This window comes from Tistrella mobilis (assembly GCF_041468085.1).
Taxonomy (GTDB): Bacteria; Pseudomonadota; Alphaproteobacteria; order Tistrellales; family Tistrellaceae; genus Tistrella; species Tistrella mobilis_A.
In genome coordinates, this window is sequence record NZ_CP121017.1 from 481,661 (window position 1) to 504,265 (window position 22,605).

Annotated in this window: 16 protein-coding genes and 1 riboswitch; of the genes, 8 read left to right on the forward strand and 8 right to left on the reverse strand. The window is 71.3% G+C overall.

Annotated elements, in window-relative coordinates:
- Positions 1–35: 35 nt before the first annotated feature.
- Entirely contained in the window at positions 36–617 is a 582-nt protein-coding gene (locus tag P7L68_RS07985; RefSeq protein ID WP_372003985.1) for a HupE/UreJ family protein, read from the forward strand.
- On the opposite strand, the gene P7L68_RS07990 is transcribed toward P7L68_RS07985, so the two are convergent.
- Positions 604–1,398 carry a cobalt-precorrin-6A reductase gene (locus P7L68_RS07990; protein WP_372003987.1) on the reverse strand — a complete coding sequence of 265 codons (795 nt, stop codon included), beginning with the start codon at positions 1,396–1,398 and terminating at the stop codon, positions 604–606. The genes P7L68_RS07985 and P7L68_RS07990 overlap by 14 nt on opposite strands.
- Before the next feature lie 4 nt (positions 1,399–1,402).
- Positions 1,403–2,584: a cobalt-precorrin-5B (C(1))-methyltransferase gene (locus P7L68_RS07995; protein WP_372003988.1), complete on the reverse strand. Its 1,182-nt coding sequence runs from the start codon at positions 2,582–2,584 to the stop codon at positions 1,403–1,405.
- 122 nt (positions 2,585–2,706) lie between these two features.
- Between P7L68_RS07995 and cobA the strand changes: the two genes are divergently transcribed.
- Entirely contained in the window at positions 2,707–3,552 is an 846-nt protein-coding gene (cobA, locus tag P7L68_RS08000; RefSeq protein ID WP_372006797.1) for a uroporphyrinogen-III C-methyltransferase, read from the forward strand.
- Entirely contained in the window at positions 3,549–4,889 is a 1,341-nt protein-coding gene (locus P7L68_RS08005; protein ID WP_372003990.1) for a cobyrinate a,c-diamide synthase, read from the forward strand. Before cobA ends, P7L68_RS08005 begins: the two co-directional genes overlap by 4 nt.
- Here P7L68_RS08005 and rhtA read toward each other — a convergent pair.
- Positions 4,871–5,767, reverse strand: coding sequence for a threonine/homoserine exporter RhtA (gene rhtA / locus P7L68_RS08010; RefSeq protein WP_372003992.1), 897 nt, complete (start codon positions 5,765–5,767; stop codon positions 4,871–4,873). The two genes, P7L68_RS08005 and rhtA, sit on opposite strands and share 19 nt — an antisense overlap.
- Before the next feature lie 94 nt (positions 5,768–5,861).
- Here rhtA and P7L68_RS08015 point away from each other — a divergent pair, with 94 nt between their 5' ends.
- Positions 5,862–6,428 carry a helix-turn-helix domain-containing protein gene (locus P7L68_RS08015; protein WP_372003994.1) on the forward strand — a complete coding sequence of 189 codons (567 nt, stop codon included), beginning with the start codon at positions 5,862–5,864 and terminating at the stop codon, positions 6,426–6,428.
- Between the two features lie 125 nt (positions 6,429–6,553).
- Complete coding sequence (locus P7L68_RS08020) at positions 6,554–7,720, forward strand: Fic family protein (RefSeq protein ID WP_372003996.1); 1,167 nt, start codon at positions 6,554–6,556, stop codon at positions 7,718–7,720.
- On the opposite strand, the gene P7L68_RS08025 is transcribed toward P7L68_RS08020, so the two are convergent.
- From P7L68_RS08025 to P7L68_RS08040, 4 genes are read right to left on the reverse strand one after another with little or no spacing between them, the layout of a single operon-like run.
- Positions 7,721–8,197, reverse strand: a complete 477-nt coding sequence (locus tag P7L68_RS08025) for a group III truncated hemoglobin (RefSeq protein ID WP_372003998.1) — start codon at positions 8,195–8,197, stop codon at positions 7,721–7,723. It abuts the gene before it with no gap.
- Positions 8,198–8,219: 22 nt separating this feature from the next.
- Entirely contained in the window at positions 8,220–9,182 is a 963-nt protein-coding gene (locus P7L68_RS08030) for an ABC transporter substrate-binding protein (RefSeq protein WP_372004000.1), read from the reverse strand.
- The gene (locus P7L68_RS08035; RefSeq protein WP_372004001.1) at positions 9,179–9,955 is read right to left on the reverse strand and encodes a ferredoxin; all 777 of its coding nucleotides are present in this window, start codon (positions 9,953–9,955) and stop codon (positions 9,179–9,181) included. Before P7L68_RS08035 ends, P7L68_RS08030 begins: the two co-directional genes overlap by 4 nt.
- Positions 9,939–11,912, reverse strand: coding sequence for a TonB-dependent receptor plug domain-containing protein (locus P7L68_RS08040; protein ID WP_372004003.1), 1,974 nt, complete (start codon positions 11,910–11,912; stop codon positions 9,939–9,941). Before P7L68_RS08040 ends, P7L68_RS08035 begins: the two co-directional genes overlap by 17 nt.
- A 160-nt stretch (positions 11,913–12,072) precedes the next feature.
- Positions 12,073–12,305: riboswitch (cobalamin riboswitch) on the reverse strand.
- Between the two features lie 126 nt (positions 12,306–12,431).
- On the opposite strand from P7L68_RS08040, the gene cobW reads away from it, so the two are divergent.
- From cobW to cobO, 3 genes are read left to right on the forward strand one after another with little or no spacing between them, the layout of a single operon-like run.
- On the forward strand, positions 12,432–13,484 hold the full coding sequence (gene cobW / locus P7L68_RS08045; RefSeq protein WP_372004005.1) for a cobalamin biosynthesis protein CobW: 1,053 nt from the start codon (positions 12,432–12,434) through the stop codon (positions 13,482–13,484).
- A gap of 13 nt (positions 13,485–13,497) precedes the next feature.
- On the forward strand, positions 13,498–17,289 hold the full coding sequence (gene cobN, locus P7L68_RS08050) for a cobaltochelatase subunit CobN (RefSeq protein ID WP_372004007.1): 3,792 nt from the start codon (positions 13,498–13,500) through the stop codon (positions 17,287–17,289).
- A 50-nt stretch (positions 17,290–17,339) separates the two neighbouring features.
- Positions 17,340–17,948 (forward strand): cob(I)yrinic acid a,c-diamide adenosyltransferase, encoded by a 609-nt coding sequence (gene cobO / locus P7L68_RS08055; RefSeq protein WP_372006798.1) that lies wholly within the window; start codon positions 17,340–17,342, stop codon positions 17,946–17,948.
- Positions 17,949–18,323: 375 nt separating this feature from the next.
- Here the strand turns inward: cobO and P7L68_RS08060 are convergent, their stop codons facing one another.
- On the reverse strand, positions 18,324–22,583 hold the full coding sequence (locus tag P7L68_RS08060) for an AAA family ATPase (RefSeq protein ID WP_372004009.1): 4,260 nt from the start codon (positions 22,581–22,583) through the stop codon (positions 18,324–18,326).
- Positions 22,584–22,605 lie beyond the last annotated feature (22 nt).

Genomic DNA, 22,605 nt, shown 5'->3' on the forward strand with positions numbered 1-22,605 from the left:
CGCACCGGACGTCCCGACGACGGAGACACGATCCCATGTTCCGACGCAGCCTGATCCTGCCGCTGACCGCCGCCGCCGCCCTGGTGGCCGGCCCCGCCTTCGCCCATCCCGGCCACGACGTCGCCGGCTTCATGAGCGGCTTCACCCATCCGATCGGCGGTCTCGACCATGTGCTGGCCATGCTTGCGGTCGGCTTCTGGGCGGGCCAGACCGGCGGCCGCATGATCTGGGCGGCGCCGCTCGGCTTCATGGCGCTGATGATCGCGGGCGGCGCGCTCGGCATGGCCGGGATCGGCCTGCCGGGGGTGGAGCTCGGCATCGTCGCTTCGATCGTGGTCTTCGGTCTGATGATCGCCTTCGCCTTCCGCCCGAACCCGGCGGCGGCTGCCGCCATTGCCGGCGTCTTCGCGCTGTTCCACGGCCATGCCCACGGCACCGAGATGGCGGGCGAGGGCTCGGCCGCCCTCTATGCCCTGGGCTTCCTGGCGGCGACCGGTGTGCTGCATCTGGCGGGCATCGCCATCGCCACCGGTCTGCAGAAGCTGCAGGCGGGGAAGATCGAGCGTCTGATCGGCGCCGGCATCGCCGCCGCCGGTCTCGTGCTCATGGCCGGCTGAACGGAGGGACAGCCTGGTCTTCCGCCACCGGCCGGGCCAGCCAGTCGACCACGTCGTCGACCCGGCTGGCCCAGAGGCCCGGGGGCGAGGGCGGACGGTCGATCATGAGCACGGCGATGCGGCATTCGCGCGCGACCTGGATCTTGGCTTCGGCACCGGTGCCGCCGGCATTCTTGGCGACCACCGCCGAGACCGCGTGTTCGGTGAAGAAGGCGCGTTCGGCGGCAAGATCGAAGGGGCCGCGATCGCGGACCAGGGTGACGTCGATGCCCGGCGGCAGCACGGCCACCGGCTCGATCGTGCGGACCACGAAGCTGTATTCGGGGCGGGTGGCCAGCAGGTTCAGCCCGCGCCGGCCGGTGGCGATGAACACCCGTCCATCCTCGGGTGCTGCCGCGCGCGGCATGGTTTTCAGCGCGTCGGCCAGATCCGCCACGCCATACCAGCGGTCGCCGATACCGGCGGTCCAGGGTGGGCGGCGGAGCGTGATCCGGGGGACACCGGCCCGCATCGCCGCTTCGACCGCATTGGCGGAGATCGTCTCGGCAAAGGGGTGGGTGGCATCGACCAGCCGGTCGAAACCCTCTTCCAGCAGCAGCCGGGTCAGGCCGTCGATGCCGCCGAGCGGGCCCGAGACCAGCCGGCCCGCCGGGCGTCGCGGTGCATGGGTTGCGCCGGCGAGTGAGGTCCAGACCTCGTGGCCGGCGGCGGTGGCGGCCTCGGCCAGGGCCGCGGCTTCGGCCGTGCCGCCGAGGATCAGAAGCTTGAGCGGTTCGACCATCGGCTCAGATCCGGATCCCGGCCGTGGCGGCGACGGGCTTGCCCGCCCGGTCGGCGACCACCACGTCTATTGCCACGGCGGCGGGTGTGACCGCGGCGGCGAGCGTCGCCCCCGCCGCCTCGGCCACCGGTCGGGCGATGTCGAGCCCGGCGGCACTGCAGAGGTCGAGCACCTGTTTGGCGGTGTTGGCGGCGGCAATCGCGGCGGCCAGTTCCGCCCCGGCGCCGATGCCGGCGGCGAGGCCCGCAAGGCGGCCGAAATCCACCGTCGAGCGGCTGGAATGCAGGTCGAGCGCCCCCTGGGCCAGCTTGACCAGCTTGGCGAAGCCGCCGGCCACCACCAGGCGCGGGACCGGGTGGTGGCGCAGATATTTGGCGAGTGCGCCCGCGAAATCGCCCATGTCGATCAGGGCATGATCGGGCAGATCGGGCAACAGCCGGCGCAGCATGGCCTCCGAGGTCGATCCGGTGCAGCCGGCGACCATGTCGAGGCCGGCGGCGCGGGCGACATCGACGCCGCGATGGATCGAATGGATCCAGGCGGCACAGGAATAGGGCACCACCACGCCGGTGGTGCCCAGGATCGAGATCCCGCCCAGGATGCCCAGGCGCGGGTTCCAGGTCCGCTCGGCAAGGGCCGCGCCGCCGGGGACCGAGATGGTGACGACGACATCGCCCGGATGGTCGAGCAGGGATGCGAGTTCGGCCACGGTGTCGGTCATCATCCGGCGCGGCACCGGGTTGATCGCCGGTTCCCCGGGCGGGATCGGCAGGCCGGGCCGGGTGACGGTGCCGACGCCGGTGCCGGCGCGGAAGGTGACACCCGTTCCCCGGGGCGCCGGGTGCAGCGTCGCCAGGATCAGCGCGCCATGGGTGACGTCGGGGTCGTCGCCGGCATCCTTGACGATGCCGGCGGTCATGGCACCGTCGGCTTCCACCCGCCGCTCGGCGACCGCGAAGACCGGGCGCTGCCCCGTGCGGAGGGGGGCCTTGGGCAGGGTGATCTCCACGCGGTCGGGGAACCGGCCGGTGGCGAGGGCCGTGAAGGCGGCGGCGGTGGCCGCGGTGGCGCAGGCACCGGTGGTCCAGCCCGAGCGGAGCTGAGGCGCAGCCGCCCCGCCCCCCGGCTTGCGGCCGGAGGTCTGATTGCCGGGCAGGGTTTCCGGTATGGCGCGGGTCGTGGTCATGGCGCGACGATATCATCAAGCGGCGGAAGGGTCATGGCCCCGGCCGTGACAAACGGAGGTAAGGCGCGATGAGCGAGGCAGAGGGCAAGGAGATGCCGGGGGTGGTGCCGGGCGGTGCCGGGATGGTGCTGCCGGGCCTGCTGGGCCTGCCTGCCTTCGAGCCGGGCCAGGTCTGGCTGGTGGGGGCGGGGCCGGGCGATCCGGCGCTGCTGACGCTGGGGGCCGCCCATGCCATCGCCTCGGCCGATGTCATCGTCTACGACGCCCTGGTGGACGAGCGGATCCTGGCGCTCGCCGGACCCCATGTGCGGCTTGAATATGCCGGCAAGCGCGGTGGCCGGCCCTCGCCCAAGCAGGCCGACATCACGCTCCGGATCATCGCGCTCGCCCGCGAGGGGTTGCGGGTGCTCAGGCTGAAGGGCGGTGATCCTTTCGTCTTCGGCCGTGGCGGCGAGGAAGGGCTGGCGCTGGTCGAGGCGGGCATTCCCTTCCGGGTGATCCCGGGCGTCACCGCCGGGATCGGCGGTTCGGCCTATGCCGGCATTCCGGTCACCCATCGCGATACCAATCATGTGGTCAGCTTCATCACCGGCCACGACACCACCGGCGGCGTTACCGGCAGCATCGACTGGGCGGCGCTGGCCAAGGGGTCACCGGTGATCGTGCTCTATATGGGCCTCAAGCATCTGGGCGAGATTTCAAGCCGGCTGATTGCCGGTGGCCGGGATCCCGACGAGGCTGTCGCGGTGATCAGCCGCGCCACCACGCCGCATCAGCGGGTGCTGGAGACCACGCTCGCCCGCGCCCATGACGACGTCGAAACATCGGGAATCGAGGCGCCCTCGATCGTGGTGATGGGGCCGGTGGTCCGGCTGCGGGCCGCCCTCGACTGGATGGGGGTGCTGGACGGCAGCCGGACGCCGGAACGCGATCCGCTCGGCACCCGCGGACACAAGGCGGCCTCGTGACCCCGCTGCCGGCGCTGATCCTGGCGGCCCCCGCCTCTTCGGGCGGCAAGACCACCATGACGCTGGGCCTGCTCCGCGCCTTCCGGCGCCGCGGCCTCGGCCCCGCCGCCGCCAAGCTCGGCCCCGACTATATCGATCCGGCCTTTCACGAGGCGGCCTCGGGCCGGCCCTCGGTCAATCTCGACGGCTGGGCGATGGCGCCGGCACGGCTGGCCAGGCTGATCGAAGGCCGGATGCCGGCCGGTCTGCTTGCGATCGAGGGGGTGATGGGGCTGTTCGACGGCGCGCCGGCGCCGGGGGTGAGCGGTGACGGGTCGGCGGCGGCGCTGGCCCGGCTGTTCGCCCTGCCGGTGCTGCTGGTGGTGGATGCCGCGGCGCAGGCGCGCTCGGCGGCGGCGCTGATCCACGGCTTCCGCAGTTTCGATCCGGCGGTTCGGGTCGCGGCGGTGATCTTCAACCGGGTCGGTGGCCCCGGCCATCGGCGCGTGCTGGCGGCGGCTGCCGCCGAGGCGGGGGTGAAGGCGCTGGGCTTCGTGCCCCGTCGGGCCGATATCGCCCTGCCGTCGCGCCATCTGGGGCTGGTGCAGGCCCGCGAAACCACGGATCTGGACGCGCTGCTCGATCGGCTGGCCGATCTGGTCGAGGCGCATGTCGATCTGGATGCCGTGGCGGCGCTGGCCCGGCCAGCGACCCTGGGCGCCCGGCTGGTGGCGGCGGAACCCGGGCCGGCGGTGCCGCCGCCGGGCGGGCGGATCGCCCTTGCCCGCGACGATGCCTTTGCCTTCATCTATCCGCATCTGCTGGAGGACTGGCACACGGCGGGTGCCGAGGTGCTGCCCTTTTCGCCGCTGGCGGGGGAGGCGCCGGACCCGGCGGCCGATGCCGTCTGGCTGCCCGGCGGCTATCCCGAGCTTCATGCCGGGCGGCTTGCGGCCGATCGCGCCTGGGTGCGCGGGCTGGAAGCGGCCCGGGATCGCGGGGCGGTGATCTTCGGGGAATGCGGCGGCTATATGGCGCTGGGCGAGGTGCTGACCGATGCCGATGGCCGCGACTGGCCGATGGCGGGGCTGCTGGGGCTTTCCACCAGTTTCGCCACAAGACGGCTGCATCTTGGCTATCGCCTTGGCCGGATGACGGCGGGGCCGCTGGAGGGCAGGCTCTGGCGCGGCCATGAATTCCACTATGCCACCATCACCGCCGAGCGCGGCACGCCGCTCTGGTCGTCGGTCGAGGATGCGACCGGGGCCGCGGTCGCCGCGGCGCAGGGGCTTCGGGCCGGACGGGTCGCCGGCTCGTTCCTGCATCTGATCGCGGTGGATCAGTCCGTGGCCGGCTGAGCCGGGGCGGGTGCGGCGGCGCTGCCCCGCCGGGCGGTGAGCGTGGTGCCGGCCGAGGCCGAGATGATCGCGGCGATCGCCAGCCATTGCAGCATCGACAGCTGTTCGCCCATGAAGACGAGGCCCGACAGGGCGGCCATGGCCGGCTCGATGCTCATCAGAATGCCGAAGGTGCGGGTCGGCAGGCGGGTCAGCGCCACCATTTCCAGCGCATAGGGCAGGGCGGTGGACAGCACCGCCACCACCAGCGCCACCGGCAGGATCGCGGGATCGAGCAGCCCGGTGCCGGCGTGGACGATGCCGAAGGGCATCACCAGCGCCGCCGCGATCAGTGCGCCATAGGCCGAGGTCTGCATGCCGTGGGTGGCACCCGCTTTCTGGCCGAACAGGATGTAGAGCGCCCAGCAGGCACCGGCTGCCAGCGCATAGGCGGCCCCCAGCGGATCGACACCGTTTTCGAGGCCGCCCACCGGCAGGAGCAGCAGCAGCCCCGCCACCGCCAGCACCACCCACAGGAAATCCATCGGCCGGCGGGCGCCGGCCAGCGCCACGATCAATGGACCGGTGAATTCCAGCGCCACCGCCACGCCCAGCGGCACGGTGCGCAACGCCATATAGAAAGAGAGGTTCATGCCCCCCAGCGCCAGGCCGTAGATCGCCACGGATTTCATCGCCGAACTGGTGAAGCGCACCCGCCAGGGCCGGAACACCGCCATCAGCAGGATCGAGGCGAAGACCAGCCTGAGCGTCACCGCCCCTTGAGCCCCGATCTCGGGGAACAGCGTCTTGGCGAGCGAGGCGCCGCTCTGGATCGAGGCGATCGCGATCAGCAGCAGCCCGACGGGCAGCAGGATCGAGCCCTGGTGGCGGGAGGACATGGTCGGCAGGCTTTCGGGCGGGGCGGGAGGGGGGCTTCCGGCGTCGGAAGCATGATGTAATATACTGCTCAGAGCGGAGGATATGGGCAATATAATGCACAGTCAAGACGGGGGCCGCCCGCCGATCCTGGAGCATGTGGCCGGCAATCTGCGCCGGCTGCGCCAGGAAGCCCGGATGAGCCAGGAGGCGCTGGCGGAACGTGCCGGCGTCAGCCGCCGGATGCTGGTGAATATCGAACGCGGCGACGCGAATGTCAGCCTGGCCACCCTCGACCGGCTGGCGGCGGGATTGGGCGTGCTGTTCGTCGATCTGGTCCGCAGCCCTGATCCGACAGCCGATCGCGGCCGTATCGCCGCCCTCGCCTGGGCCGGCCCGGCGCCCGAGAGCCGCGGCACGCTGCTGACCGGGGTTGCGGCAGCCCAGGCGGCCGAACTCTGGCTCTGGTCGCTCGGCCCCGGCGACCGCTATGCCTCGGGCCCTGATCCTGCCGGCTGGCAGGACATGGTCTATGTGCTGGAAGGCCGCCTGACCGTGGAGGTCGACGGCACCACGCGGATCGTCGAGGCCGGCGACTTCCACGCCTTCCCCACCGACCGCCCCTTCGCCTATGTGAACCCGGGGCCGGGCCTGCTGCGCTTCCTGCGCAACGTCGTCTATTGAGCCACCCCGCCTGCCCCGGCCCCAACCTCGATCCCGGGCTGGTCCCCCGCTTATTTAAGGCGTTTAATCAGCCGGCAGGCTTATTAAAGAAAATCGCAAAAATTTAAATAAGGGATGTGGGAGGCATGGTGGTCGACCCAAGGCGCCTGGGAGAGCGGGTCCCGGTTGTCGTGATGAACGAGCGGGTGGATGCCTTCGTCCCGCCGGCTCTGCCGCCGGTCCCGGCCGTCGATCCCGTTCCCTTCATGGCCCTGCTCGGCCGCGCAGACCGGGCGCTTGGGCGCCTCGATGGTATCGTGTCCATGTTGCCGCGACAGGAGCTCTTTCTGTATCTCTATGTCCGCAAGGAAGCCCTGCTGTCCTCTCAGATTGAGGGCACGCAATCGACGCTGACCGATCTGCTTCGCTTTGAAGCAGCGGCTGAAGCGGGCGTCCCGATTGACGATGTGCGAGAGGTTTCCAACTACGTCGATGCCCTCATCTACGGCGTCGAGCGCTTGCGGGATCTGCCGCTCTCGCTCAGGCTGGTGCGCGAACTGCACGCCCGTCTTCTCAGAAGCAGCCGGGGCGAGGCAGCTGCACCCGGTGAATTCCGGCGGACCCAGAACTGGATCGGCGGGCTGCGGCCGTCTGATGCCATGTTCGTCCCGCCGCCCGTCGACCGGATGCATGCCTGTCTGGATGCGCTGGAGCGTTTCATACATGCCGAAGACAACCTGCCGCCGCTCATCCGCGCCGCCATGCTTCATGTGCAATTCGAGACCATACATCCCTTCCTCGATGGCAACGGCCGTGTCGGGCGCCTGCTGGTCATCCTGTACCTGTTGCAGGCCGGCGTGCTTGCCCAGCCGCTGCTGTATCTGAGCCTGTATCTCAAGACCCATCGACGGGCTTATTACGATCATCTTCAGGCGGTGCGGGAAGCAGGGGACTGGGAAGGCTGGATCGGATTCTTCCTTGAAGGTGTCGCACAGACTGCCGAACAGGCTTATGGCGCAGCCCAGCGTATTCTCGACCTGCATCGGAGCGATCGCGATCGGGTGACGTCCGGCCTGCCGAATCCGAATTCGGCGCTGAGAGTGCTGGAGGTTCTGCGGCAGACGCCGTTCGTTACGGCGGCCAGCCTGGTGGACGCGACCGGGCTGTCGACGCCCACTGCCAATGCCGCTCTCGCCCAGCTCGAAACACTCGGGATCGTGCGCGAAGTTACCGGGCGCAGGCGTGGGCGGGTTTTTGCCTATGATGCCCTGATGGCGATCCTGTCCGAAGGCACCGAGCCTCTGCCCCGATAATCAGGGGGCGCCGGTGACCGCCGGCAGCCTTTCGCCCCGGCGGAGCATGTGGCCGCGGCCGGCGGCGATGCCGAGTTCCAGGCTGGCGGCGACCCGTTCGGCCTTATCGATCAGCAGGGCGGCGCCCGGGGGTGTGCAGAGCTCGGTTGCGGTCTCGCGGAAGAGGCTGAGCCAGCGGTCGAAATCGGCGCCCGAGACGGGCAGAGGCAGATGGGCCTGCATCGGCCGGCCGTGATAATCGCCGGTCATCAGGGCGAGGGACGACCAGAAGCGCTTCATCTTCGCCAGATGCGGGCCCCAATCCGCATCCGACAGACGGGCGGCGAAGAGCGGCGCCAGCACCGGATCGGCCCGCACCCGGTCGTAGAAGCGGTCGACCACAAGACCGATCGTCGTGTCGTCGAGGCCGGTTGCCGCCATCACCTCGCGGGTCAGCGCCTCGCGGCGGGCGGGCCCGCCTTCGGGATCTGCGGTCATCTCGGCCTCCATAGATGTATCTTCAGGGAATGTTATGAGCCGACGGGCGATCTCCTGCAAGGGGGGCGTCTGCGGCCGATTGGCGCGCCGCGGCCAGGGTCCGCGCCAGATGGCGGGCGGCCAGGCCGGTGCGGATGCCGGCAACGGTTTCGGAAAAGGGGAGGGTCGCGATCTGCCCGGTCCGCAGGGCGCGGAGACCGGAAAGGGCGGAATCGGTCTTGAGCCGGCGCCGCTTCTCCGCAGCGGGGTCTGCCGTGGTGTCGACCAGCAGGATCAGGTCGGGATCCCGGGCGAGCACGGTTTCCCACGACACGCTTGCCCAGCGGCCGGGCGTGTCGTCGAAGATGTTGCGCGCACCCGCACGGGCGAGCAGGCGGGTCAGCAGACCGTCGCGGCCGACGGTATAGGGCGCCTTGTCGCCGCCGTCATAGATGAAGACCGTCAAGGCCGGCCCAGGCTCCAGCGCCTTGATCCCGGCCTCGATCCCGGCCACAAGCTGATCTGCCCGTTGCTCGCGATCGAACAGCACACCCATCTGCCGGATGTCGGCGATCGCGGTCGCGACCGGATCATCGCCCGCGGCCATGCAGCCCGAGGCCAGCACATGGGTTGGGATGCCGAACTGTGCAAAGGTCTCACGCGGGCCCAGCCCGCCGGCACCGAAGGCCGAGGCGAAGCCGCCCAGCACGAGATCCGGCAGCAGGCCCGCCACCGCTTCGGTGGCGAGATAGCGGTCGAATCTGACCGGGATGCTGTCGAACCCGGCCTGAAGATCGGGCGGCAGGGTATCGTCGAGATAGCCGGCGGCGGCGATGCGGTCGGCGAGGCCCAGGGCGAGCAGGATCTCGATCGCGTGCTGATGCACCACGACCACCCGCTCCGGCGGGCGGTCGGGCAGGGGCGGGTTGCCACAGGCATCGGCGGCACGGGCAGGCCCGGCCATGAGGGCCAGGCAGAGCAGGAGCAGGGCCGCCAGCCGCGTCAATCCCGCCCCTCCCGGAACAGCAGATCGGCCACCGGCCGGCCGTCCCTCAGATGTTCCGTGGCGATCCGCCGGGCGGCGCCGGCATCGGGCACTGCATACCAAAAGCCGCCCGGATGGATCGTCGCCACCGGCCCGCGATTGCAGGGATAGAGGCAGCGGGTGCGGGTGACCATCACCCGATCCGCCGTTTTGCCGCGCAGCCCCGCCTCTTCCAGCGCATCGAGCATCGCCGTCCAGACGGCACCCGATCCGCGGTGGGCACAGCGCGGCCCGTCGCAGGCGAAGAGATGGAAAGCATGGTCCGGCGGGTCGTTCCAGGAGGGCCGGCTGTCGGTGGCGGGGCTTTGGCGCACGTCTTCCACCGGACCGGCCGTGATGCGCGAGACCACGGCCGAGACGAAGGCCGGATCGCCATCGACCGGATCCGAGAAGGCGATGTCGAGCGTAACCTCCCGGCGGTTGGCCCAGTCGTGCAGTGCACCGGGCAGCCAGCCGCGCAGGCTCATATCCGCCGGCACGACGAGGTCGACCACCAGCACCCGGACCCGGCCCTGGCCGTCGAGCGCCTCCAGCGCGCCCGCGACCGACGGGACCGCAAGTTCGGCAAAGGCCAGCACCACCGGTCCTGAAAAGCCGGTCTCGTCGGCCAGGTGCGCCGCCACGGCCGCGCGCAGTGCCTCCAGCCGCCGCGGGCTGCCATAGCCGCGGCGGACCAGCAGAAGGATCACGTCCGGTGGGGCGGCATTGGCCGGCATGTCAGAAACTGTAGCCATAGCGCAGTTCTGCGGTGAGCGGCCGGCCCAGCTGATCGACATAGCGGCCGGACGTGCTGGTGCCGGCGCGCGCGGTGGCATAGTCCTGGTCGAACAGGTTTTCCACCGTCAGGGTCAGCCGGTGGGCGCCTTTGGGGCCGAAGGCATAGAAGCCCGAGGCATCGAAGACGACATAATCCCCATAGGCGACATCGCGGGCACGGACATGGCCGACATGACGGGCGTAAAGATCGGCCCCCCAGCTGTCGCCGGGCGCGAAGCCCAGGCTGTCATCCGGCGTCTCATAGCCGATCCGGACGAAACCGTGGCGGGTCGGAATGTTGTCGATCTGTGCCCCGGTGTCCCGGCGCTCGGTCGAGACGAAGGTGGCGCCGGCGCCGGTCGACCAGCCGCGGGCGAAATCGAGCCCCACCTCCAGTTCGACACCTTCGGAGAGCACGCCTTCGGAGATGTTGATGAAGCGCTCACCGTCGTCACCGATCATGTCGTCGATCTCCCGCCGGAAGGCGGTCGCCTCGATGGTGATGCGGGCATCCCGGCCAAGATCGAATTCGATGCCGCCGCCCAGTTCAACCTCGCGGCTGGTCTCGGGGTCGAGGCCGGGATTGCCCTTGGCGCAGCAATCGTCGTTGGCATAGAGCTGCTCGGCGGTGGGCAGGCGGAAGGATGTGCCGGCAAGTGCCCGGACGAAGGCCGGGCCGAAGCCCTGGCGGATGCTGGCCGACCAGACCAGCGCCTCGGCACCGTCGGCCGTCCAGTTGTAGCGGGTGCCGATCGACAGATCGGTCTCGGGCAGGGCATCCAGATGCGGCCGGAGCTGGGTGAACAGCCCATAGGCCTCGCCCGTCTGCCTGCCGATCACCAGCACATCGTCGGCACCGCGGTAGAACTGGCTGTCGGCGCCGAAGAGCAGTTCCTGTCCGGCGAAGCGCCAGCGGCCCTGAGCCTTCAGCCCGTAATCCTTAAAGCCCCAATAGTCGCCGTCATTGACCGTGGTCGTGCCGCCGCCCTCCAGATTGTGGATGCGGGTATAGTCCGTGTCCCAGACGTTCAGATGGGCGCGGAGCGCATAGTCGAAGGCCGCGCTCGGCGCATGCTCGAAGCTGGCGGTGGCGATGTGCTGGGTACGGTCGTTGAAGACGTCGCGGTTGGCATAGGGTTTGGCGAAATCCAGCTTGCCGGCGGCGTATTGATAGAACAGATCCGCGCGTGCGGTATCGCCCAGATGCTGCGTGGCGCGAAAGCCCAGATTGGCGACGCGATAGGACCGGCGGCGGTCGCTGACCGTGGCCTCGATGTCCTCACTGCGATAGGGGATGTAGCCGTTGCTCTGGTCGTGGGAGCCGAAGACCATCAGATCCAGGGCGCCGGGCGCGTTCGGGAAGCGGTGACCAACCCGGCCGTCGAGATGGCGGGCGCCGTCGGTGGCGAGGCCGCCGGAAATGGCCCCCTCAGGATCGTTGCCGGTCACCCGGCGGGTGACGATGTTGATCACGCCGGCAACCGCCTCGGTGCCGAAGATCAGCCCCTGGGCGCCCTTCACCACCTCGATCCGCTCGATCGCGGCGGTCGAAATCGTGTCGATGTAGAGCCCGCCATAGAGCCGGTTGTTGAGCCGGACCCCGTCGAGCAGGATCAGGATGTCGGCCGATCGCGAGCCGCGCAGCGAATAGGTCGCGTAGTCGAAGGGGCCGTTCTTGGGCGCGACATACAGCCCCGGCACATAGCGCTGCAGCACCCGGGTGACATCGGCCGAGGGGCCGGCGCGCTCGATCTGGGCGCGGGTCACCACCTCCATTTCCCAGCCCAGGCGGGCGAGGTCGGAGGTTGCCGTCTCTTCGATGCCCGGCGCTTCCACCGACAGCGGGTCGAGACGGGTTTCCGCCGCCCCTGCAAGGCTGGTGGCGAGAAGTGGTGGCAGGGTTGCAAGCCCTTGGATCCATAGGGGAAAACGCATAAACAGGGTCGCATCCTCGTCGACGGAACGGGACAGCGACCGCAGCTAACTGGTCTGCAAACGGATCCGGAACGGGGGCGGCCGGCAGCCGGCATACGGACCTTGGGAAACACAGGCCCGAGGGAGACCCCCTGGATCAGCGCTCACCGCCCACCGCGGCCTGCCGGTCATGTCACGGGCTGGTATCCGGGCTCGGAAGCCGGACCGGAAATCCGGGCCGGGGGCCGTCCCTTCCCAGGTCTTCCGACCCAGTGGTTTCGACGGCCTTAAGCTTCCATACCGTTGCGGGGGCAGCAGCGGCTTTGCGGGGCTATGAGCCTTCCGCGTACCGCTTTCCCAATTCTCCACCCCCTCCGCCTGGATCGGGGTGGCACCACGTGCGGGCACGATGCTAGCGGCCCGATCCGGCGCGCGCAACGTGATTTCGCAGCCCGGACCGGGGCTCAGAGAGTGGATTGACGGCGCGGCCATTCGACCTCTACCGTTGCCGCGATCGAACCGAACCAACGCGAGGCGCGCATGAGCACCCGGGCGAAAATACCTGCGACGATCGTCACCGGCTTTCTCGGCGCGGGCAAGACCACGCTGATCCGGCATCTGATCGAGAACGCCGGCGGGCGTCGTCTGGCCCTGATCGTCAACGAATTCGGCGATGTCGGCATCGATGGCGATCTGCTCAAGGGTTGCGGAATTGATACGTGCCCGGATGAGAACGTTATTGAACTTGCGAATGGTTGCATCTGCTGCACCGTCGCCGACGACTTCCTGCCGACCATGGAGGCCCTGCTCGCCCGCGAGCCGCGGCCCGATCACATCATCATCGAAACCAGCGGCCTGGCGCTGCCCAAGCCGCTGGTCCAGGCCTTCGCCTGGCCGGGAGTGAAGACCCGGGCGACCGTCGATGGCGTGATCGCGGTGGTCGACGGCGCCGCCCTGGCCGAGGGCCGGGTCGCCAATGATCCCGAGGCGCTGGATCGCCAGCGCGCCGCCGATCAGACCCTGGACCACGAGGCCGAGGTCGACGAGCTGTTCGAGGATCAGCTGGCCTGCGCCGATATGGTGGTGGTGACCAAGGCCGACATGCTCGATGCCGCAGGCATGGCCCGGGCCCGCGCTGCGATCGCGCCCGAACTCCGCCCCGCCACCCGGGTGATTGAAGCGGCGCGCGGCCTGGTCGACCCGGCCGTGCTGCTGGGTCTGGGGGCGGCGGTCGAGGACGATCTCGCCGCCCGCCCCAGCCATCACGACGGCGAAAGCGAGGAAGAGCACGGCCATGACGCCTTCACGAGCTTCGTGGTCGAGCTGCCGGAAGGCGTCGATCACGAGGCCCTGCCGGGCCGCATCGGGGCCGCGGTCGAAGCGCATCCGATCTACCGGGTGAAGGGTTTCGTGGCCGTGCCGGGCAAGGCCATGCGCCTGCTGGTTCAGGGCGTCGGCCCGCGGTTGCAGCAGCAGTTCGACCGGCCCTGGCAGCCGGGCGAGGCGCGCCGCTCGCGCCTGGTGGTGATCGGCGCCCAGGGGCTGGATCCGGCCGCGGTCGCCGAAGCCCTCGGCGGCCGACCGGCGAGCTGAGGGCGCGGGCGTCATGCATCTGCTCGCAGCCGAACCCGGCCGGATCGACGATGGCGACGAGGCCATCGACCTCCGCCAGAGCCCGGCCGAGATGGTCGTGGTGACGGCTGCGGATACCGAACTCGCCTGCCTCTCGGCCGCGAAGGCGCGGCTGGGCGCCGATGCGCCCGAGCTTCGGCTGGTCAATCTTCAGCGGCTGAAGCACCCGATGTCGGTCGATCTCTGGGTCGATCGCACGCTGGCCCGTGCCCGGCTGGTGATCGTGCGCCTGCTGGGCGGTGCCGCCTATTGGGCCTATGGGCTGGAGCGGCTGACGGCGCTTGCCCGCAGCCGCGCCGTGGCATTGGTGGTGATCCCCGGCGACGACCGGCCGGACAGCTCGCTCGACGGCCTGTCGACCGTGTCGGCGCGCGAGCGGGCGCTGATCTGGGCCTATTTCAACGGCTATGGCATCGACAACGCCGCCGGGCTGCTGATGCATGCGCAGCATCTGCTGGGCCGGCGGGATGTGCCCGGTCCTGCACCTGTCAGGCTACCGCCGGCGGGGCTGCACCCTGCCACCGGTACCCTCCCGGCCGATGCCGGGCTGACCGGGGCGGATCTGGCGCATATCGATGCCCTGGCGGCCGGCGGCCGGCCGGTGGCGGCGATCGTCTTCTACCGTTCGCTTGCGCTTGGCGGGCAGACGGCCGCGGTCGAGGCCCTGGCCTCGGGGCTGGAGGCCCGCGGGCTGGCGCCGCTGATGATCCATGCCCAAAGCCTGAAGGACCCGGCGGCGGCCGCTTTCGTGCGGGCGGCGCTGGAGCGGGCGAAGACCGCCATCGTGCTCAACACCACCGCCTTTGCGCTGGGGGATGCCAATGGCCGGGGGGCGGCGCGCACCCCCTTCGACGGCCTGCCCGGCCCGGTGCTGCAGGTGGTGCTCTCCGGCGCATCCGAGGCCGCCTGGGCCGGCAGCAGCCGGGGGCTCGGGCCATCCGACCTTGCCATGCATGTGGCCCTGCCCGAGATCGACGGCCGGGTGCTGACCCGCGCCGTCGCCTTCAAGGCCGAGGCGCGCTGGGACGAGGCGACCGAATGCCCGATCCTGGTCCAGCAGCCCCGGCCCGACCGGATCGACCATGTGGCGGCGCTTGCCGCCGCCTGGGTGCGGCTTGCGCGCACGGCGGCGGCCGATCGCCGGGTGCTGCTGGTCATCGCCAATTATCCCAACCGCGACGGGCGGCTTGGCAACGGCGTCGGCCTCGACACGCCCGAGAGTGTGGCCAGGATCCTGGCGGCACTGAAGGATGCGGGCTATGACACCGGCGATGCGCCCACCGACGGGGCGGCGCTGATGGCCCGCCTGCTGGCCGGGCCGACCAATGATCTTACCCGCGATCGTGATGGCGGTGTCGCCTGGAGCCTGGACAGTTACCGGTCACATTTTGGAACCCTGTCTCCCGGCGCCGCCGGCCGGATAAGTGACAGATGGGGAACTCCGGACGCCGATCCCTTCGTCGCCGACGGCGCCTTCCGCCTGCCGGTGCATCTGTTCGGCAAGGTCGCGGTGGCGGTGCAGCCGGCCCGCGGCTACAACATCGACCCGTCCGAGAGCTATCACGACCCGGCCCTGCCGCCGCCCCATGGCTATGTCGCCTTCTATGGTTGGGCCCGGCGGGATTTTGATGCCCATGCCATCGTCCATGTCGGCAAGCATGGCAATCTGGAATGGCTGCCGGGCAAGGCGCTGGCGCTTTCGGCCGACTGCCTGCCCGAGGCGGTGCTGGGCCCCGTGCCCAATCTCTACCCCTTCATCGTCAATGATCCGGGCGAGGGCTCGCAGGCCAAGCGTCGGATCGGGGCGGTGGTCATCGACCATCTGACCCCGCCGCTGACCCGCGCCGGCATCTACGGTCCGCTCGGCCGGCTGGAAGCGCTGGTCGACGAATATTACGAGGCGGCGGGCATGGACCCGCGCCGTCTGCCCGAGCTGGGCCGCGGCATCGTCGCCGAGGCGGCGAGGCTGGGGCTCGACCGGGATTGCGGCGTGGAAACCGGCATGGCCGAAGAGGCGGCGCTGGCCCGGATCGACGCCCATCTCTGCGACCTCAAGGAACTCCAGATCCGCGACGGTCTGCACATCTTCGGCGCCAGCCCCGATGCGGCGCGGCGCCTGGATCTGCTGGTCGCGATCCTGCGCAGCCCGCGCCATGCGGGCGAGGGCGGCGATGCCTCCATCCTGCGCGCGCTCGCCCGCGATCTGGGGCTGATGGCCGACGGCTTCGACCCGTTGTCCCGCGATTTCGGCGCCCCGTGGACGGGGCCGCGTCCGGCGGTGCTGGGCCCCTCTGCCGGCTGGCGCAGCCTGGGCGATACGGTCGAGCGGCTGGAGACCCTGGCGCGGGCGCTGGTGGCGGGAGAGATCGCCTGCGATCCCGGCTGGACGGAGACCGCAGCCGTGCTGAAGACGGCGGAGACGGTGATCGGCCCCGCCCTCGATGCCTGCGGGACGGCCGAGATGGCGGCACTGCTCGCCGGGCTCGCCGGGCGAGCAGTGCCCCCGGGCCCCTCGGGGGCGCCGACCCGCGGCCGGCCTGAAGTGCTGCCGACCGGGCGTAATTTCTTCTCGGTCGACAGCCGGGCGCTGCCGACGCCGGCGGCCTGGGCGCTGGGCTGGAAATCGGCCGGCATGCTGGTCGACGCCCATGTCCAGGAACAGGGCGACTGGCCGCGGCGGATGGTGTTGACCGCCTGGGGCACCGCCAATATGCGCACCGGCGGCGACGATATCGCCCAGGCGCTGGCCCTGATCGGGGCCCGGCCGCGCTGGGACGACGCCTCGGGCCGGGTGGTCGGTTTCGAAGTGCTGCCGGCGGGCGTCCTCGGGCGGCCGCGGGTGGATGTCGTGCTCCGCGTCTCGGGTTTCTTTCGCGATGCCTTTCCGGCCCAGATCGACCTGTTCGACAGCGCAGTGCGCGCCGTGGCGGCGCTGGATGACGAAGATGACGAGACCAACCCGATCGCGGCCGCCGTGCGCGACGAAGCCGCGGGTTTCGCGGCCGAGGGCATGGAGCCCGCCCTTGCCCGTCGGGCTGCGGGGTTCCGGGTGTTCGGGTCGGCCCCCGGTGCCTATGGCGCCGGCCTTCAGGCCCTGATCGACGAGGGTGGCTGGTCCGGCCGCGCCGATCTGGCCGAGGCCTATCTGACCTGGGGCGGTCATGCCTATGGCGCCGGCGCCGAGGGGGAGGGGGCGAAGGCGCTGTTCAGGGCGGCTCTGTCGCGCGCCGATGCGGTGGTGCAGAACCAGGACAATCGCGAGCACGACCTGCTCGACAGCGACGATTATTACCAGTTCGAGGGCGGGGCGGCCGCCGCGGTCGAGGCGCTGTCGGGCAAGGCGCCGGCGGTCTGGCATCCCGATCACAGCCGGCCCGATCTGCCGGTGATCCGCAGTCTGGATGCCGAGATCGGCCGGGTGGTGCGCGGCCGCGCCGCCAACCCGAAATGGATCGAGGGCGTGATGCGACACGGCTACAAGGGCGCCTTCGAGATGGCGGCGACGGTGGATTATCTCTTTGCCTTCGCCGCCACCACCGACGCCGTGAAGGGCCACCATTTCGACCAGCTCTACGATGCCTATCTGGGCGATCCGCGGGTGCGTGGCTTCATCGCCGACGCCAACCGCCCGGCGCTGGACGAGATGGCCGCGCGCTTTGCCGAGGCCATCGAGCGCGGGCTCTGGCAACCCGCCCGCAATGCCGTTCAGGACGAACTCACCCAACTCCGCGCCGAGGGGCGCGCCATCAGGGAGACCAATCCGTGACCGACGCTTCCGAGACCCCCGCCGCCGGCTCTGCCACCCCTTCGGCCGACGTGCTGCCCGAGGATCAGGATCGCCGCCATGCCGAAAAGATGGCCAAGAAGAAGGCGGTGCGCGACAAGATCGTCGCGGGCAAGACCATCGAGAAGGGGCTGCTGATCGTCCACACCGGCAAGGGCAAGGGCAAGTCGACCGCCGCCTTCGGCATGGTGCTGCGGGCGATCGGCCACGGTTTCAAGGTCGGCGTCGTCCAGTACGTCAAGGGCGCCTGGGACACCGGCGAGCGCACGGTTCTGGAGCGCTTCCCCGATCAGGTGACGATCAAGGCACTGGGCGAAGGCTTCACCTGGGAAACCCAGGACCGCGCCCGGGATATCGCCGCCGCCCGCGCCGCGTGGAACGCGACGCTGGAGATGCTGGCCGATCCGTCCTGCCGCATGGTGCTGATGGACGAGATCAACATCGTGCTCCGCTATGGCTATCTGCCCGTCGAAGAGGTGGTGGAGGGCCTGTCGCGCCGCCACCCTGACACCCATGTCATCGCCACCGGCCGCAACGCCCCCGATGCGCTGATCGAGGCCGCCGATCTGGTGACCGAGATGACCATGATCAAGCATCCCTTCCGCGATGGCGTGAAGGCGCAGGCGGGCGTTGAGTTCTGAGGCCGCGGCCGGGATCAACCGTTGTAAACGTCATGGATGCCGTCTCTTTCCCTTGGCGCGGGTGGCGTCGGGTGACGGAATGTTCCGGTCAGAGGCCGGCCGGCCGCCGGTCTTTCGTCGCAGGGGATGTTCCATGGCTCTCTGGTTCAGGCGGATCTTCGGCGGTGTCAGCCCGACAAGCGGCGGTGGAAAGCAGCCGTTCCAGTCACTCTTCGTGCTGGTCCGCGGGTTCGATGGCGCATTCCGGCGCAGCTTGCGGGCTGATGTCATGGCATGCGCGGCGGAGGTTCTGCGCGAGCCTGGACCTGCGCGGAAGCAGCCTTGACGACAAGGCGAGATCCGCCGATCCCCAGCCTCCGGATCGGCTGACCCCGCTCAATCCACCATCCGTTCCGCTTCGGTCAGATCCACCGAGACCAGGCGGCTGACGCCGCGGTCGACCATGGTGACGCCATAGAGCCGGTCCATCCGGGCCATGGTCATGCGGTGGTGGGTGACGACCAGGAAGCGGGTGCGGCCGGCGGCGGCGATGTCTTCCACCAGCGACAGGAAGCGGTCGACATTGGCGTCGTCGAGCGGCGCGTCGACCTCGTCCAGCACGCAGATCGGTGCCGGGTTGGACAGGAAGACGGCAAAGAGCAGGGCCAGGGCGGTCAGCGCCTGTTCGCCACCCGAGAGCAGGCCCAGCGACTGAAGCTTCTTGCCCGGCGGGCTCGCCAGGATTTCCAGCCCGGCATCGAGCGGATCATCCTTCTCCACCAGCTCCAGCCGGGCCCGGCCGCCGCCATAGAGCCGCTCGAACAGGCGGCCGAAGGCGGCGTCCACCTCTTCGAAGGCGGCAAGCAGCCGGGCGCGGCCGTCGCGGTTGATGTCGGCGATCGCCCGGCGCAGCCGGTCGATGGCGCCCTGGACATCCTCGCGCTCGGCCAGCGTCTCGTCATGGGCGGCCTTCGCCGCGGCATATTCCTCGGCGGCCCGGAGGTTGACGGCGCCCAGTGCCTCGCGGCGGCGGGTGAGATCCGCCACCCGGCGGACCAGCACCGGCTCTTCGGCCGATGGCAGCACCGGTGCCACGAAGCGTGGTCCCGTCTCCGCCACGGGCGGAGGCGGAGCAAGCGGCAGTTCAGGCTCTCCGTCGTCGGACCCGCCGTCATCCTCGTCGTCGCCCGCCTCGCCGATGGCGCGGCGTTCGGCGCGCACCGCATCCTCCAGTGCATCCGGGCCCAGGTTGAGCCTCTCGCGCAGATCGGCGACGAAGGCGTTCCAGGCCTCGCGGACCTGATCGCGCTGACCGCCGGCACGGGTGCCGGCCTCGCGCGCTTCGGCGAGCTTCTGATCGGCGGCGCGTTCCTCGGCTGCGGCGGCGGCACGGGCCGCCTCTGCCTGACGCAGGGTCTCGGTCGCGGCGTCCAGCCGGACCGACGCCTCGGCGAGCGCGGTTTCGGCTGCGCGGGCGGCCGCCTCCAGCGCCTCGGGCTGCCCTGCAATATCCTGGGCGCGCCGGTCGAGATCGGCGGCCCGCCGGTCCAGGGCCGCGCGCCGCTCCAGGGCGGCGCGCGCCCGTTCCGCCGCCCGGGCCCGATCGGCGGACAGCCCCTCGCGCCGGCGGAACAGGGCCTGAAGTTCCGCTGCATGGCCGGCCCGGCGCCGGGCGATGTCGTCGCGGGCCGCACGGACCGGCGCAAGCGCGGCCTCGGCGCGGGTCACGGCGGCACGGGCCTCCTCTACCGCCGGATCGGCAGCCAGGCGGGCGGCAAGCTCGTCATGGCGGGCAACCGCCGTCCGGGCCTCTTCATCGGCGCGGGCGGCGGCCGCTTCGGCCTGTTCCAGGCGTCGCGCCAGGGCCTTGCGTTCATTCTCCACCCGGTCCAGCTGGCCACGGGCCTCGGCGGCCTGGCGGTCGAGCTGGCGCAGCCGGCCATCCGCCGTCCGCAGGGTCTGATCGGCTTCGCTGCGCCCGCGGCGGGCCTCGGCCAGCGCCCGGTCTGCCGCGGCGAGCGCCGCTCTGGCGCGCGCCTCTTCGGCGGTGGCCTGCTCGACCGCAACCCGCGCCGGGTCGAGCACCGCATCCGGATCGACCGCCTCCGCCAGGGCCCGGGCAGCGGCCGCCGCTTCGGCCAGATGCTCATCGGCTGCGGCCAGCCTGTCGCGTGCGAGCGTCGCGCGGGCCTCGGCATCGCGGGCGGCGCCCTGGGCCTGCGATGCGGCTTCGGCCGCAGCGGTCACCTGGCGCCGTGTCCCGGCCACAGCCTTGCGCGCGGCATCGCGCCGGGCCAGGGCGGCGCTCTGGGCCGCGGTTGCGGCGTCAGTGGCGGTTCCGGCCGCGGCGCATGCGGCTTCGGCCGCGGCGATGTCGATGTCGAGCTGCCGGCGTCGCGCCCGACGGCGCAGATCCGCAGTGCCGGCGTCCTCTACCGACCCGCCCCGGCGGCGATAGCCGTCCCAGCGCCACAGCCCGCCATCGGGCGTCACCAGTGCAGCCCCGGCCGGAAGCAGGGCCGCGAGCCTTTGCGCGGTGGCGGCATCCGCCACCAGCCAGCAGGCGGCAAGGACAGGCGCCAGCACCGCCGGCCCCCGCACCAGCTCCAGCAGTGGCCGGGCGCCGGCATCGATGATCGCCTCGGGCATGGCCGGGGCGGCCGTGCCCGCCACCCAGTGGCGTCGCGCCGCGTCATCCAGCCCGGCGGTGAGCCCCTCGCCGAGTGCCGCAGCCAGGGCCGCTGCATGGGCATCGTCGAGCGTCAGGATCGCCGAGACCGGCCCTTTTCCCCCTGGTCCACCCTCGGCCTCGGCCGCGATCAGCCGGTCGAGAGAGGCGGCCTCGGCGCGCAGGGCCGACAGCGCCGCCTCTGCCTCGGCGCGCTGGCGGCGGGCGTCGCGGAGCCTGGTTTCCGCCGCGGCAAAGCCGGCCTCGGCCTCTGCCTCGGCGGCATCGGCCGTCGCCTGCGCCTCTGCGACGGAGGCGGCCCTCCGCCCGGCCTCTGCCGCGGCGGCGGCAAGTCCGGCCGGGTCGGGCAGGGCCGCCAGTGCGGCCCGCGCCTGATCGCGCCGCGTGGTCGCCGCCGTCAGCCGGGCCTCGGTTTCCCGCGCGCGGCGCCGGGCGGCCTCGGCGGTGGCGCGGGCCTCGTCCAGGGCCCGTTTGCAGGCAGCCAGAACCTGGCCGGCTTCGGCTGCGGCGGAAACCGCCGGGTCGCGTGCCGCTTCCGCATCGCGCAGCACCGCATCGGCGGCGGCAAGGGCGGCCTCCGCCGCGTCGCGGGCGGCCGCGGCGCGGGCCGCGTCGGCCTCCATACGGCCCAGACGGGTCTCGGCTTCTTCAAGCCTGCGGCGGTCCTCCAGCCGGCGGCGCAGATCCTCGTGCTCGCGTGCGGCCGCGCGCGCTGTCTCCTGCAGCCGGTCGCGGTCGCGGGCGAGTGCGGCAAGGTCGCGTGCCGCGGCTGCGGCGGCCGCTTCGGCGGCACTTTGCGCGGCCTGGGCCTTCGCGTGGTCGGCCTCGGCCCGGGCAAGGGCGCTCTCGGCCTCCGCCGCTGCGGCATCGTCTGCTGCGGCTGCCGCCGCGGCCTGCTCAACTTCCGTTTCCAGCGTCCGTGCCTCGGCGGCAAGGCGGCCGGCTTCCGCCTCGGCCAGCCCGGCATCCCGCAAGGCGGCGGCCCGGTCCTCGTCGAGGGCGGTGCGGGCGCGGTCCAGTTCCTGGGTCAGCGTATCGATCCGCGCCCGTTCGGCCGCGATGCGGGCCCGTTCCGCCTGGGCAAGGTCGCGGGCAGCGCGGGGGCCGTCGAGCGCGGCGCGGGCCGCATCTGCGGCGGCACCGGCTGCCGCGGCGGCGCGGGCTGCACGTTCTGCGGCGGCGGTGGCCTGGGCAAGCCCGGCCTCGGCCATCGCCTCGCGCTCGGCCGCCCGTGCCCGACGCTCCACCAGCGCGATGCGGCGGGCGAGCATCAGCTCGGCCTGGGCCAGGCGCAGGCGCTGCGACAGGCGGCCATAGCGCCGGGCCTCGCGCGCCTGCTGGCGGAGCGCCGTCACCCGGGCAGCCAGGGTGGTGATGATGTCGTCGAGCCGGGTGAGATTGGCCTCGGCGGCGCCGAGCCGCTGCTCGGCCTCGCGACGGCGGGCATGCAGCCCGCCGATGCCGGCCGCTTCTTCCAGGATCGCGCGCCGGTCCGAGGCGCGGGCGGAAATGATCTGGCCGATCTGGCCCTGGCCGACGATCGCGGTGGAGCGGGCGCCGCTGGCGGCATCGGCGAACAGGATCTGGACGTCGCGGGCGCGGGCCGGGCGGCCGTTCACCCGATACTGCGTGCCCTGGCCGCGTTCGATCCGGCGGCGGACCTCGATGGTCTCGGCCTCGGTCCAGGGTGGCGGCGCCCGGCCGTCGCCGTTGTCGAGGACGAGCGTCACTTCGGCAAGGTTCCGCCGGCCGCGGCCTTCGGCCCCGGCGAAGATCACGTCGTCCATTTCGGTACCGCGCAGGGTGCGGGCGGAGGCCTCGCCCATCACCCAGCGCAGCGCCTCGGTGAGGTTGGATTTGCCGCAGCCGTTCGGGCCCACCACGCCGGTCATCCCCGGCGCGATCTCGACCGTGGTCGGATCGGCGAAGGATTTGAACCCGCTCAGGACCAGGCGGACGAAATGCATCGGCGCGGACGGCGGCGGTCTG

Bases quoted from the DNA above. Each gene is read 5' to 3' on its own strand.
- P7L68_RS08025 (WP_372003998.1), bottom strand. From the start codon at position 8,197: ATGACCGCAGATCCCGAAGGCGGGCCCGCCCGCCGCGAGGCGCTGACC.
- P7L68_RS08060 (WP_372004009.1), bottom strand. From the start codon at position 22,583: ATGCATTTCGTCCGCCTGGTCCTGAGCGGGTTCAAATCCTTCGCCGAT.
- cobN (WP_372004007.1), top strand. From the start codon at position 13,498: ATGCATCTGCTCGCAGCCGAACCCGGCCGGATCGACGATGGCGACGAG.
- P7L68_RS07990 (WP_372003987.1), bottom strand. From the start codon at position 1,398: ATGGTCGAACCGCTCAAGCTTCTGATCCTCGGCGGCACGGCCGAAGCC.
- P7L68_RS07985 (WP_372003985.1), top strand. From the start codon at position 36: ATGTTCCGACGCAGCCTGATCCTGCCGCTGACCGCCGCCGCCGCCCTG.
- P7L68_RS08020 (WP_372003996.1), top strand. From the start codon at position 6,554: ATGGTGGTCGACCCAAGGCGCCTGGGAGAGCGGGTCCCGGTTGTCGTG.
- cobA (WP_372006797.1), top strand. From the start codon at position 2,707: ATGGTGCTGCCGGGCCTGCTGGGCCTGCCTGCCTTCGAGCCGGGCCAG.
- cobW (WP_372004005.1), top strand. From the start codon at position 12,432: ATGAGCACCCGGGCGAAAATACCTGCGACGATCGTCACCGGCTTTCTC.
- P7L68_RS08035 (WP_372004001.1), bottom strand. From the start codon at position 9,955: ATGGCTACAGTTTCTGACATGCCGGCCAATGCCGCCCCACCGGACGTG.
- P7L68_RS08040 (WP_372004003.1), bottom strand. From the start codon at position 11,912: ATGCGTTTTCCCCTATGGATCCAAGGGCTTGCAACCCTGCCACCACTT.
- P7L68_RS08015 (WP_372003994.1), top strand. From the start codon at position 5,862: ATGCACAGTCAAGACGGGGGCCGCCCGCCGATCCTGGAGCATGTGGCC.
- rhtA (WP_372003992.1), bottom strand. From the start codon at position 5,767: ATGTCCTCCCGCCACCAGGGCTCGATCCTGCTGCCCGTCGGGCTGCTG.
- P7L68_RS07995 (WP_372003988.1), bottom strand. From the start codon at position 2,584: ATGACCACGACCCGCGCCATACCGGAAACCCTGCCCGGCAATCAGACC.